Here is a 12,774-nt window from a genome sequence, read left to right on the forward strand (position 1 = left end):
CATGTACGTTCTGTTTCGTGCGCGTCAGCTGCTGGGCAGTGTCCCGGCCCTGATCGCCCTGGTGCTGATTGCACTGGGTATCCAGTCACAGACATTGAAGGTCGAGCCGGTGTATGACGAGTCGGCGGTCGAATTAGCCTTGGTCGAGCCGGAACCTGAGGTCGTACCGGAACCGGTGGTGGAGCAAGAACCGCCACCGCCGGTGATCGAAGAGGAAGAAGCCGAGCCAGCGCCCCCGCCGCCACCGCCCAAGCCGTTGCCTAAACCCGAACCCAAGCCCAAGCCAAAACCTGTGCCCAAGCCTGTGCCCGTGGTCGCCAAGCCCGCGCCGACGCCGCCACCGGTGGCCGCCAAACCAGCCCCGGCCGCCGTGGCCCAGGTGGCACCGACACCCGCCCCACCGGCGCCACCGAAGGTCGATGGCCAGGCCCTGGAAAGCGGTTATCTCAAAGGCTTGCGCAACGAACTGGACACCTACAAGCAGTACCCCACCGGGCGCCAGGCGTCCCTCGAACGCCCGAACGGCGAAGTGGTGGTGTGGTTGCTGGTAGACCGCCAAGGCCGCGTCCTCGACTCAGGTTTACAAACCCAGGCCTCGAGCATGTTGCTCAACCGGGCCGCCACCAACAGCTTGCGTCGCATCAAGCAAGTCAAGCCGTTCCCCGAGCAAGCCTTCGGGGGGCGCAATGAGCAGCGCTTCACCGCCACCTTCAACTACAGCGTGCAATAAGCACCCGACACCAGGACGACAGTGATGAAGTTCACCCGTATTCATCTGGCACTTGTGGCCGCGACCAGCATGACCCAGGGAATGGTCATGGCAGAGACCAGCGACAGTGATGTCGGCACCATTGGGGTACAAGGCAAGGCGACCGCGGGGGGCGGTTACATGGTGCCGGAGGAAAGCATCAAAGGCCGCTCCACGGTGACCAAGGAAGCACTGGATAAACAGGCGGCCACCGGCAATGCCATCGACAAGCTCAAGTACACCCCGGGCTTGAACATCTCCAGTGAAGACAACACCGGCCTGTCGGGCTTTCGCTTCACCATGCGCGGCATGAACTCCGACCAGGTGGGCATGTCGGTGGACGGCATGCCGATCAATGATTCGGGCAACTACGCGCTGTATTCCAACCTGCTGGGCGACCCGGAAAACATTGACCAGATCTTCGTCACCCAGGGTGCTTCGGAATCCGACGGCCCGCACATCGGTTCCAGCGGCGGCAACATTGGCATCGTGACCATTCGCCCGACCAAGGAAACCGGCGCCTTCGTCAAACAGGTCGTCGGCAGCAATGCCACGCGCAAGACTTTTGCCCGCCTCAATACCGGCGAAATCAACGGCCTGAGCAACTGGCTGTCGGTGTCCCACACCGAAGGTGAAATGTGGCGCGGCTCGGGCGCGGTACGCGCGGACAAGGTGGAGTGGAACAGCTTTTTCGACGCCGGCAATGGCAACACCGCCAACCTGATCCTCAAGTACCACGAGCAGGACAACAACAGTTACAGCCAGTTGACCAAGGCGCAGTTCCAGCAATATGGCCGCAAGTACGACCCTTACCCTGCCACCCCCAGCGTGGGCAGCAACGGCAAATACAACAGCTATTACGCCCTGGCGCAGAACCCGTTCCAGACCTTCACCGCCGTGCTCAACACCCAGTTCAAACTGGCCGATAACCTGGCGCTGTCGGTGATCCCGTATTACTACTGGGGTAACGGCAGCGGCGTCGGGTCCTCCAGCTATGCCCTCAACCGTGGCTCCAACCAGGGCGGTGTGTTCGACCTCGGCAACCTGCCCACTGCCGCCCAATACAATGCCGACGGTACCCCCAACAGCGGCGTGTACTATCGCCCTTCGCGCACGCAGACCTGGCGTCCGGGTATCACCACCAAGCTGACCTGGGACCTGGGCGACCACAGCCTGCAATTCGGCTACTGGTACGAGCGCGCACGCCAGAGCCAGACCCAGCCGTTTATTCCGCTCAAGAGCAACGGCAAGCCGGTGGACACCTGGCCGGACTCCAACAGCGCCATCGTCGATGCCAACGGCAACACTGTGCAAGGTCGCGACCGTTTCACCGTAACGCCTGCGCAAAAGGTCTGGGCCCAGGACACCTGGTACATCAACCCGGACTGGACCTTCATCGCAGGCCTGGCCTACATGAACGTCGAGCGTGAAGGCACCAACCACGGCAGCCTCAACGAACGCCCGGAAAAACGTAACCAGACTTACAACAAACTGCTGCCCAACGCCGGCTTGAAATACCAGCTGGACGAGCGTGACCAGTTGTTCTACAGCCTGTCGCGCAACATGCGCGTGCCGCAGAACTACGTGCTCTACGACAAAGGCGCCGGCTCGATCGACGCCGAACCGGAAACCAGCTGGAACCATGAACTGGGCTGGCGCTACAGCGGCGACGACATGAACCTGGCCGCCACCCTGTTCTACATGGACTTCAAGAACCGCCAGGTTTCGTCCCGGGACATCAACGGTGACTTTGCCGACATCAACGCCGGCTCCGTGGTCAACAAAGGCCTGGAGCTGGAGTGGAGCGGCCAGTTGCCCCACCACTTCAATTACTACACCTCCTACACCTACACCAAGGCCGAGCAGCAGGATGACCTGACCGTCTACAACGCCGGCAAACCCATCGTGCTGCCCACCAGTGGCAAGCAGTTCGCCAACGTGCCCAAGAACATGCTGGCGGCCAACATCGGGTATGACGACGGGCGCTTCTACGGCACCTTCGGCGGCAAGTACACCAGCAAGCTCTACGGCGACCTGACCAACGACGAGGCCATTTCCGGTCGCACCGTGTTCAACCTCGGCGCCGGTATTTACCTGCCGGTGGACAAGAAAGTGGTCAAGGACGCGACCCTGCGCCTGAACGTCGACAACCTGTTCGACAAGAAATACCTGGACGGCGTGTACACCACCAAGACCAACGCGGCCAGCTACAGCGGTTTCCGCGATGGCGACCCTGCGTACATCGTCGGCCTGGACCGCACCGTCACGGTTTCGCTGGAAGCGAATTTCTAAGACTCACCCCAAGAGGAACACCATCATGGATATGAACCTGCTCCACGACGTCACCTTCTATGTGATGTACGCGGCGATGGCCATTGCGATCTTCATCGCCATCGAACGCGGTATCTACTTCGCCTACGTGCGCCGCCAGGCTCGTGCGTTGATCGACGCCCTGGGCGCCAACGTACACAGCGAGCGCGACCTGCCGGAAAGCCTGACCCGTCGCGACAGCCTGCCGCTGAACATGATCTTGCCAGTGCTGGCCCAGAAGGCATCCCATGGTTCACGCAAGGACCTGGACGACGAGATCGACACCCAGTACCTGAAGACCCGCGCCCCACTGGCCCGCAGCCTGTGGATCATCGAGACCATCACCACCGCCGCCCCGCTGCTGGGCCTGTTGGGTACCATTCTCGGCATCATCGACACCTTCAAGGCGCTGGCCACCGCAGGCGTGTCGGACCCAGGGCAGATTTCCGGGGGTATCGGGACGGCCTTGTTTGCCACGGGATTAGGTATCGCCATCGCGCTGTTTTGCGTGGTGTTCCACAACTTCTTCCAGGACAGCCTGGAGCGCATCAACGACCAGTTGAAGATCCTGTTGATCCGCGCCGCCACCGGCGCCCGCGCACAGGATGAAGTGCCCCATCGCGCGCCCACCGCGCTGCACAGCCGCACAGCCTGACCTGCAGGGCGGGCGCCTTGGGCGCTCGCCTTTTCCTTTGGTGCGATGAGACGCTTATGTCCCTTTCGATGAAGTTGCGTATCGCCGGCCTGACCGGCTTGCTCCTCAGTCCGCTGGCCCAGGCGGACTTTTCCATTCCAGGTTTTGAATTGGTGCATACCGTACCCGTGGACACCGCTCTGGGCACCGACGATCTGCGCCAGCCCGGCCCGGTATGGATCGAACTGTTCGACGGCGCCAAAAACCACATTGATATCGGCCAGTTCTACGCCGCGGACCACCCAGGTTCAGTGATGAACAAGGTGCTTGAACACCTGGAAGCCGCCGGCAAACGCGGCGTGAAGATTCGTTTCCTGCTCGAAGAAAAAGGCATCAAGCTGTCGGACGCTGCCACCCTGGAACGCTTGCGCGCCATTCCCAACCTGACCTTGCGCGTGCTGCCCTACGGGCAACTGAGCGGCGGCATCATCCACGCCAAGTACCTGCTGGTGGATGGCAAGCAGGCGTTTGTCGGCAGCCAGAATTTCGATTGGCGCGCCCTGGAGCATATCCACGAAACCGGGCTGCGAATCACTGACGAAACGGTGGTGGGCCAGGTGCAGGCGATCTTCGAGCAAGACTGGCAAGCCCAGGCTGCGCTTGCTGGTAAACAACCGGTGCCGCTACCCGCCAACGGCCCGCCACCTGCACGTACCGGCAACTACCTGGTGGCCAGCCCGCAACGCTACAACCCGCCCGGCGTAGGCGACTCACAGCTGGAACTGCCGCGCCTGCTGGGCGAAGCCAAAAAAGAAGTACGCGTGCAGTTGCTCGACTACGCGCCACTGTCCTACGGACCGGATCGAACCCGACCGTACTACGCGGTGATCGACAACGCTGTGCGCGCCGCCGCTGCCCGTGGCGTGTCGATCAAGTTGATGGTGTCCAACTGGAATACCGACCCCCTGGAGCTGCCCTATCTCAAGAGCCTGGCGGTGCTGCCCAATGTCGAAATCAAGATCGTCACCCTGCCCGAAGCCAAGCAAGGCTTTATCCCTTATGCGCGGGTGATCCACAGTAAAACCATGGAGATCGACGGCCAAGTGGCGTGGGTTGGCACCAGCAACTGGTTGGGCGGCTACCTGGATAATTCGCGCAATCTGGAGGTGGTGATGCGCAGTGAGGCGATGGCCAAGCGCGTAGGCCAGTTGCATCAACAACTGTGGGACGGGCCTTACGCTAGAGCCTTGAGCGTGACGCAGGAGTATCCCGCGCCCCACCCTGGCCAGCATTGACCTTGGGCACCTGAGTAATGGTAGTGTGTGGAAATGTTTCTGACTCTTTTGTCAGAAGCCTCCTACTCACTACCTGCAAAGGAATGCCTTTAACCATGCACTTTCCACTGAAAAAACTGGTGGCTGCCACCTTGTTCGCCGCGAGCCTTTCGGCAATCGCCACGCCTGCATCCGCTAACATCAGCGCAGACCAAAGCACGGCAATCCTGAAGCACTTCAGCGAGACCTCGGTCACCGATTTCCGCAGCTTCCTCGGCACCCTGGCTAAGGGCGAACTGGGTAAAACCGCTGACACGGGCCCGGCTATCAACGCGTTTCTGGGTAACAAAACCCTGAACGCCGAGCAGCAGAACGAGATCAATCGCCTGCTGGGCATTTACACCCGCGTGAAATACGGCAAAGCCGCCCTCGAAACCCTGCGTGAACTGGTGGAGATCCCTACGTTCAACGTAGACGGTCTGCCACAGTACAAAAACCCGGAATTCCTCAAGATCGCCGCGAAGATCGAGGCCCTGGCCAAGTCTTTCAACCTGAACTTCCGTAACGTCGATAACCGCGTGTATGAGATCTCCCTGGAAGGCAGCGGTGATGAAGTCGTGGGGGTGCATGCCCATGCCGATGTGGTGCCCGTGACCCCGGAAAACTGGGTGCTGCAAGACGGTACCAAACTCGACCCGTTCAAGGTCACGCTGATTGGCGACCGCATGTATGGCCGAGGCACCGAGGATGACAAGAACGGCATCGTGGTCGCGATGTACGCCATGAAAGTGATCAAGGAAGAAAAACTGCCACTGGCGCGCACGTTCAAGCTATTGGTGGACACCACTGAAGAAACCGCCGGTGATGCCATTCCTTACTACTTCGAACGCAATCCCGTGCCGCAATACAACCTGGCGCTGGATGGCGGCTACCCAGTGGTGATCGCCGAGAAAGGCTCGGGCACCGTGATGGCCACCTTCCCGGTGCGCAAAGGCGAAGGCAAAGGCGCGGAAATCATCGCGATGACCGGCGGCAAGGCGAACAACCAGATCCCATCGGCCTCGGTGGCCACGCTGGTCAGCGATACACCCGCCGAACTGGCCGTCAGCCTGCAACAGGCCGGTGCCGACTATGCCAAGCGCAACGGTGGCAATTTCCAGGTGACGGCCAAAGTCGATGGCAAGGACGTCAAACTCACGGTGACCGGCGTATCCGCTCACTCTTCTGAGCCTGAAACCGGGGTCAACCCGGTGGCGCGCATGTTGGAGCTGATCCATAGCCTCGACGACAAGGGCGCCCTCAAGCACAACCACATCACCGATGCCGCGCGGTATGCCGCCGACAACTGGGGCCTGGATTACCTGGGCGGCAAATTGGGTGTGGGCTACGCGGATGATTTCATGGGGCCGTTGACCACCTCGCTGACGTTTGTGGGGCAGGATGACAAAGCCTTCAAACTGGCCGTGAACCTGCGCGCGCCGAAAGGGAAAACCCCGGAGGCGCTCAAGGCGCAAATCGAGCAGAAGCTGAACGCCTGGGACAACAACGCCAAGGTCAACGTGAGCTTCACTTACTCGCTCGACACCCCGATGTACCGCAACCCGGAAGGTGAATGGGTCAAGGCCCTGTTGGCGGTGGCCACGGAAAACCTGGGGATGGAACACAAGTTCGGCACCTCGGCCGGCGCAACCTCCGTGCATGACCTGCCCAACGGCGTGCAATTCGGCCTGGCGCGCCCGGAAGAGAAGTACACCGGGCACACTGACAGTGAGTTCAAGACGGTTGAGCAGTTCTTGCTGGACCTGCAGATCGTCACCGAAATGATGGGCCGCGTCGGGCAGCTGCCGAAGCTCTGACCGAATTGAAGCCCAAGCGAGGCTGCGATGGCGGTGGCACAGGCACCCTCTTCAGCGCCTGAACCACCGCTATCGCAGCCTCGCTAAAGCTCGACAGCTCCCACAGGGGATCGGCGGTGTATGCGCAATTCAGCCTTTCATCATCAGCATGTCCTCAAAGAACCCACCGACCGGCTCAGTGGGATGGCACAGCTGGATCTCCAATACCCAGGCCATTTCACTGGGCGAGATCTCCAGGTCAGCCAACTCTTTGCTCTCGAACAATGCATGGGGGAAATCTGCAAGGCGATGCCCTGCCAGGTTGCGTGCCAGCCTCCAGCCTTTGGACAGGGCGCTCTGCCCGGCAAAGTCGTAGAGTTCACGCCCGGTCAGGCCACGCAGCCACGCTTGGCGCGTTTCATCGAAGACCTCATGCAAGGCCGTTGTACAGGCCTTGTGCAAAGGCGCATCGCCAAACACAAACGTATCGCCATAGTCCCCTTCGTAGCCATCCCACACCGGGCCAAGATCAACCACCGCGATATCGGTGGCACGCAGCCTGCGCTGACGATCAATACCCTCGCGCGGTGGGCGCACAGTGTCGGCGCCAAAACGAATGTACGTCGGATGCCAAGTGTGTGAAGCGCCCATGGCCTGCAGTTGCCTCGCGGCCATCTCAAGGGCCTCGCCGGTGGTCATGCCGACCTTCAACTGGCTGGCAATGGCCGCCAAGGCACGCATGGATTTTTCCCGCGCCGCCAACATGCCGTCCAAGGAATAACGCGGGCCGACTTTCTCCCAGACCGGGTCGAACGACAGGGAGACTGCTTGCGCACTTGACCGCCCACTGGCGACAAACGCCTCCGCGATAAACCGGTGGCTCGGCAACCCCGCTTCAAGGCAATGGGTGCGCACCTGGCCGAGCATTGCACCGTTGCCGCACGCATAGACCTGGGCCTGTTCCCACTGATGCCCATGACTCATTGCAACCTCTTGCACTCTGCCCTCGGATGACCGCACGCAATGCCAGCGAAAACGAGGATGCTCGAGCATCAGGTGGTCGAGAAAAGCGCTGTCATAAAAATCCGCCGATTGCGCGCCGCCCCAATACAAAGTCACTTCGACATCGCGCTTGAGCGCGGTCAGCAGGATAGGCTTGATGCCCGCATAACCAGTGCCCGTGGCGAATAACACCACAGGTGCCGCATCATCGTCCTGCCACGTACAGGCACCAAACGGCCCTTCCAGGTGCAGATGCTCACCCACGACGAGACCACCCAGGATACCCTCGGAAAAGTATCCACCCCTCACACGGCGAATCTGGAAGACCAATCGCCCATCGTCCTCAGCGGGCAGGTTGGCAATCGAGAAGCAGCGCGTGTCACCGTCCGCCAGGCGGAACTTGAGGTATTGGCCGGGCCGCACCGCAACAGGGGTTTCGGGGATCAATACCAACTCGATCACATCCGGGCCGAGCGCACGCTTACTGTGGACTTGCGCCGCCACTACCAGCGCGGGCGTATCCAGCGACCAACCGGGAATATGCAGGCGCATGTCGCCACAGGCGTGGCTCTGGCATAACAACATTTCATTGGCTGCCAAAGGATAAGAAGGTGCCGGCGCACCCGGCGACAGGCGCTTGGCCCGGTACTCACCGTCGGCAACCACCACCTTGCACGAACCGCAGGCACCACGCCGACAGGAGAACGGCACGGCCAGGCCACTGGCGAGCATGGCGTCGAGCAACAGTTCGTCGCCCGCCTCAAAGGTTTCCCCCGAGGGCGACAGTTCGATGACATGACGTGTATTCATAAAGACCTCGGATGAGTGACGCCTGATTGTTGCGCTAGACTAGGCCCATTAAAACCTCCAGATTTGGATACTTCAGATGGTCCAGATGCGCAGATGGCGCCCATTGCTCAGGCTTGAAGAGGGCACGACCCAGGCGTCCTACCGCAAGATTGCCGAAGGCTTGGTCAATGCCATCCTCGAAGGCCGCCTGCCACCTGGGACATTGCTGCCAGGCACGCGGGAAATGGCGCAGTTGCTCAACGTCAACCGCAAGACGGTGATCCTGGCCTACGAAGAAGCCATGACCAAGGGCTGGCTGGTCAGCGAGCCGCGCCGTGGCACCTTCGTCAATGCGCAGCTGACACCCAAGCAACTGCCCAGCGTTACACAACCGTCTTTCGCGCCGCCGTTGCTGGAGCAACCACGGGTGCCGTATTTCACCCATAACGCCCAAGTGGTCGCGCTCCAGCATCGGCGCGATGCGCTGTTTTTCGACAACGGCACCAGCGACCACCGCCTGCTGCCCCAGGCCGTTTTGCACCGTTACTATCGCCATGCACTGCGCAACAGCTTCGCCTCCAATACCGTGCGCTACGGTAGCGAAGGCACCGGCTATCACTTGCGCTGCGCCTTGGCCGAGATGCTGCGCAACAACCGTGGGCTGACGGTCACTGCCGAGAATATCTGCCTGACACAGGGCACCCAGATGTCCCTGCACCTGAGCGCCAGCCTGCTGCTCAAGCCCGGCGACGTGGTACTGGTGGAGCGCCTGAGCTACCCACCGGCGTGGGAAATTTTCCGCAAGCTCGGCGCGCAGTTGGTCACGGTCGACATTGACGATGAAGGCTGCCGCACCGATCAGGTCGAGCGCTTATGCCGTGAGCACAACGTGCGCATGATCTACCTCACTCCCCATCACCAGTTCCCCACCACCGTAAGCTTGCACGCCGCACGCCGGCAGCACTTGCTGGCGCTGGCCGCGCTGCATGACTTCTGCATTATCGAAGAGGACTACGACCATGAGTTTCACTTCAACGGTCGCCCTTACCTGCCGCTGGCCAGTGAACGCTCTCAGCGCCATGTGATTTATATAGGCTCGCTATCCAAGACGCTGGGCTCGACGTTTCGCTGCAGCTATGTGGTGGCTCCCGCCCAGGTGATTGAGGTGCTGCATCGCAACGCGGCGCTGATGTTGGGCGATGCCGACGCAGTCGCGCAGAGGATGCTGGCCGACTTGATCAATGACGGTGAGCTGAAGAAGCACCTGCGCCGGGTATCGAAAGAATACCGGGCCCGGCGAGAGGCGTTGCAAAACTGTCTGCATGAAGCCTTTGGTGAGCGTATCCAGCTGCGCGAGCCCGAAGGCGGCCTGGCACTGTGGGTGCGTTTCGACGCAGGAATAAACGTTGATCGAATGGTGGCAACCGCTGTGGACCACGGCTTGGTGGTGCGCAGCGGCCGCCAGTTTTCGCCGCTGGACCAACCGCAAAATGCCCTGCGGCTGGGCTTCGCTTCGCTCAATCAGGACGAGATCCGCGAGGCTACTTTGCGTTTGGCCAAAGCCTGCGGCGAGGGCGCGTGTTAGAACGCCCAGCGCATGCCCAACGAGAATTCGCTGGAGACCAGGTTGGCCTTCATTTTTTCATCTTGCAGGCCGCGGGCATTGGCAAAGTTGTTCCAGCCACTTTCGGTATCGCCCATATCAACGTAGCGATAGCCGAGGTCCAGGGCCAGGCGATCCGTGACGTCGTAGGCGACGCCCGCACCGACCGACCAGGCCAGGTTGGTCTGGGTAGCAGCCCCATACTGGCGAGACTCATTGCCCTGCCACCCCTTGGACCCAAGGCGGGCAAGACCCAGCCCGGCCGAACCGTAAATCGCTAGCTTCTCGGTAATACGAAAGTCGCGATAGGCGTTGAGCATCACGCGCTTGGAGTCGATGTGGTGCTGATTGAGGCTGGTTGGGAAAGTCGTCGACCCACTGGTGAATTTATCGCTTTGCGGGAGCGTCAGTTCGCCCTCCACGCGCCAGCCATTACCGAAGCGATAGCCGACCCCGATAGACCCGGTCATATCTTTCTGGCTGTCATCGCCGGACACGAACGAACCAATCCCGGGACGGGCACTGGAGTCCATATTGCGGGCTTTGCGCTCGGCGCTGATCACCCGAGCAACCCCGTAGTACCCCTCCTCGTCGGCCGGCGCAGCAATTGCCTGCGACATGTAAATGGCAGAAGTGGCCAGTAGCAATACGGGAACAGACTTGGATATTTGCATTTTATTATTCCAATACGGTTTGAACACAAAACAACACACTTCATTCAAGGGGTAATCCGACGTGGGTGTGTTGACGTTCCATGAGCCGAATGCGGCAGCTCATCTTGTGTCAGCGTCGAGACAAACAACCGATGTAAACGCCTTAGTTGTTGTATGAAATGTCCCAAGAATGAAGATGGCGCCGAGCCCAGCAGCGTATTGGAGAGATGTATGGCGCACTGATTGGGGTGCGAAGGGTCAGGTTCGGATCAACGTCCGGGTAACGGCGTGAGCTGCCGATGCATCGACGGCCAGCAGCACGTTATATCCCAGTGGGACTGCGTCACGGGCTGTGGCGGCAACGCTAGCGCGCGTCATCAGGCCCGTGACGAGACAGTGTGCAATATCAGCCAGCAGTGCCCAGGAAAGGCAGCGCCAGGTACAACTTGATCACCACCGCATTGGCGATATCGATGAAGAACGCGCCCACCATGGGCACCACCAGAAACGCAATCTGCGAGGGCCCGAAGCGCTGCGTCACTGCCTGCATATTGGCAATCGCCGTGGGCGTGGCGCCGAGCCCGAAGCCGCAATGGCCTGCCGCCAGCACCGCTGCATCGTAGTTGCGGCCCATCACCCGGAACGTCACGAAAATCGCGAACAGCGCCATCAGCAATGCCTGGGCGGCCAGCAGAATGACAATCGGCAAGGCCAGTGCCGCCAGGTCCCAGAGCTTGAGTGACATCAACGCCATCGCCAGGAACAACGACAAGCTGACGTTACCCAGCACCGAGACTTCACGCTCGAATACCTGATGCCAGCCGAGCATCGACAACCCATTGCGCAGCACCACACCCACGAACAATACGCAGACGAACGTCGGCAACTCGAAGGCGGTGCCCTGGATGGCGGCATTCAGCAAGTTGCCGCCCTGTAGGCTGATCGCGACCAATGCCAGGGTCTCGATAAACGAAAACGCGGTGATCAGGCGCTCTTCATTCGGTTGTTCAAACCCCTTGGCCAGGCTCGACTGCGGTTGCCCAATACCTGGCACCTCGACCCGCTTGATCAGAAAACGCGCCACAGGCCCGCCGATCAGACCACCAAGCACCAGGCCAAAGGTCGCCGAGGCAATCGCCAATTCAGACGCCGAAGCCACGCCATACTGCTCACTGAACACCGCCCCCCAGGCCGCGCCGGTGCCATGCCCACCGGACAAGGTCACCGAACCCGCCAGCAAGCCCATCAATGGGTCAAGCCCGAGCGCCGACGCCAGCGCGATACCCATGGCGTTTTGCACCACCAGCAAGCCCGTTACCACCAGCAAAAACACCGCCAGGATACGTCCGCCTTTCTTCAGGCTGGCAAAATCGGCGTTCAAACCGATCGTGGCAAAGAACGCCAGCATCAACGGGGTTTGCAATGAAGGATCGAAGCGTACTTCGACATCGGCAAACCCGCGCAACGCCAGGAGCAGCATGGCGACCAGCAGGCCACCGGCTACCGGTTCCGGAATGTTGTAAGTACGCAAAAAGCCGATACGGGCCACAAGCCCGCGTCCCAGCAATAGCACCAGTGAAGCGGCAACGAGGGTTGAATAAAAATCGAGTTGAAGCATCCGGTCAGTTCTCTGAAGTGGGCAGGGAGAATGGGTGGCCAGAGTAGAGAGCACAGGGCGAAAAGGCATCGACCCTACAAAATATGCAGACTTTCCCTACAAGCCTCACAATAATAACCTACAACTGAGCTGCACCTCCCATAGGCATAGGTATCTATACAACTCTATAGGCCGAAGTAGCCAACGCTAACCACGATGCGAAGCGAGCCGCTCGTGATCTTGATCTGCTTGTGATCTTGATCTTAAGCGCCCCGTTAAACCACGCTGGCCGGAATTCGACAGGGATTTGGGGGGTAAACCGGCAGGGA

10 protein-coding genes are annotated in these 12,774 nt (G+C 60.4%); 6 read left to right on the top strand and 4 right to left on the bottom strand.

What is annotated here, in order from left to right:
• Window position 1 precedes the first annotated feature (1 nt).
• From DK871_RS24560 to DK871_RS24580, 5 genes are all read left to right on the top strand, one after another.
• The gene (locus DK871_RS24560; RefSeq protein WP_161906946.1) at window positions 2–730 is read left to right on the top strand and encodes an energy transducer TonB; all 729 of its coding nucleotides are present in this window, start codon (window positions 2–4) and stop codon (window positions 728–730) included.
• A 24-nt stretch (window positions 731–754) separates the two neighbouring features.
• Window positions 755–3,040 carry a TonB-dependent receptor gene (locus DK871_RS24565; protein ID WP_056788456.1) on the top strand — a complete coding sequence of 762 codons (2,286 nt, stop codon included), beginning with the start codon at window positions 755–757 and terminating at the stop codon, window positions 3,038–3,040.
• Between the two features lie 25 nt (window positions 3,041–3,065).
• A complete protein-coding gene (locus tag DK871_RS24570; protein WP_161906947.1) occupies window positions 3,066–3,713 on the top strand; it encodes a MotA/TolQ/ExbB proton channel family protein in 648 nt (215 codons plus the stop codon).
• A 56-nt stretch (window positions 3,714–3,769) separates the two neighbouring features.
• Window positions 3,770–4,987, top strand: a complete 1,218-nt coding sequence (locus DK871_RS24575) for a phospholipase D-like domain-containing protein (RefSeq protein WP_161906948.1) — start codon at window positions 3,770–3,772, stop codon at window positions 4,985–4,987.
• Between the two features lie 95 nt (window positions 4,988–5,082).
• A complete protein-coding gene (locus tag DK871_RS24580) occupies window positions 5,083–6,822 on the top strand; it encodes a dipeptidase (protein ID WP_161906949.1) in 1,740 nt (579 codons plus the stop codon).
• A gap of 129 nt (window positions 6,823–6,951) precedes the next feature.
• Here DK871_RS24580 and DK871_RS24585 read toward each other — a convergent pair whose 3' ends face one another.
• Window positions 6,952–8,613, bottom strand: a complete 1,662-nt coding sequence (locus tag DK871_RS24585) for a M24 family metallopeptidase (protein WP_161906950.1) — start codon at window positions 8,611–8,613, stop codon at window positions 6,952–6,954.
• A 76-nt stretch (window positions 8,614–8,689) separates the two neighbouring features.
• On the opposite strand from DK871_RS24585, the gene DK871_RS24590 reads away from it, so the two are divergent.
• Window positions 8,690–10,177, top strand: coding sequence for a PLP-dependent aminotransferase family protein (locus DK871_RS24590; RefSeq protein ID WP_161906951.1), 1,488 nt, complete (start codon window positions 8,690–8,692; stop codon window positions 10,175–10,177).
• On the opposite strand, the gene DK871_RS24595 is transcribed toward DK871_RS24590, so the two are convergent.
• The 3 genes from DK871_RS24595 to gltS all read right to left on the bottom strand — a co-directional run bounded on the left by DK871_RS24595 (window position 10,174) and on the right by gltS (window position 12,466).
• On the bottom strand, window positions 10,174–10,908 hold the full coding sequence (locus tag DK871_RS24595) for an outer membrane beta-barrel protein (RefSeq protein WP_309137774.1): 735 nt from the start codon (window positions 10,906–10,908) through the stop codon (window positions 10,174–10,176). The genes DK871_RS24590 and DK871_RS24595 overlap by 4 nt on opposite strands.
• A gap of 198 nt (window positions 10,909–11,106) precedes the next feature.
• On the bottom strand, window positions 11,107–11,265 hold the full coding sequence (locus DK871_RS24600; RefSeq protein WP_375139753.1) for an isochorismatase family protein: 159 nt from the start codon (window positions 11,263–11,265) through the stop codon (window positions 11,107–11,109).
• Complete coding sequence (gene gltS, locus DK871_RS24605; RefSeq protein WP_161906953.1) at window positions 11,255–12,466, bottom strand: sodium/glutamate symporter; 1,212 nt, start codon at window positions 12,464–12,466, stop codon at window positions 11,255–11,257. The genes DK871_RS24600 and gltS overlap by 11 nt, the downstream gene beginning before the upstream one ends.
• Window positions 12,467–12,774 lie beyond the last annotated feature (308 nt).

The sequence above is a fragment of the Pseudomonas sp. L13 genome, assembly GCF_009935965.1.
In the GTDB taxonomy this organism is placed as follows: Bacteria; Pseudomonadota; Gammaproteobacteria; order Pseudomonadales; family Pseudomonadaceae; genus Aquipseudomonas; species Aquipseudomonas lactis.